The organism is Roseateles sp. P5_E1 (genome assembly GCF_054049335.1).
The window spans coordinates 1-526 of record NZ_JBFUMN010000463.1; the positions used below are offsets into that span (position 1 = coordinate 1).

At 67.3% G+C, this 526-nt stretch carries 1 protein-coding gene; it reads right to left on the minus strand.

All coding sequences use genetic code 11. From position 1 onward, the window contains the following. The coding region (locus ACXJKJ_RS32110) for a carboxyl transferase domain-containing protein (protein ID WP_457395794.1) at positions 1-526 on the minus strand (526 nt) is incomplete at both ends.

Sequence of the window (526 nt, forward strand, 5' to 3'; positions counted from 1 at the left end):
TCGTAGGGCTTGCGGGTGTCGGCGGGAATCACGCCATACAGCTCACTGGCCGGGTAGCGCGGTTCAACCGGGGCCTGCACGGCCAGGGCCGGCTCGGGCTTGCGCCAGTTGAGCTGGGCGATGATCGCGCGGACCCGGGCCAGCGCCTGCAGGTCGTTGTCGGCCATGTGGTCGGCAACGCCGGAGATGCGCGTGTGCACGTCTGCGCCGCCGAGTTCTTCGGCAGTGACCACTTCGCCGGTTGCCGCCTTCACCAGCGGCGGACCGCCGAGGAAGATGGTGCCCTGTTCGCGCACGATGACCGTTTCATCGCTCATCGCCGGCACGTAGGCGCCACCGGCGGTGCAGCTGCCCATCACGCAGGCAATCTGCGGAATGCCCTGCGCTGACAGGTTGGCCTGGTTGTAGAAGATCCGACCGAAATGATCGCGGTCGGGGAAGACCTCGTCCTGCAGCGGCAGGAACGCACCGCCCGAATCGACCAGATAGATGCACGGCAGGCGGTTCTGCTCGGCCACTTCCTGCG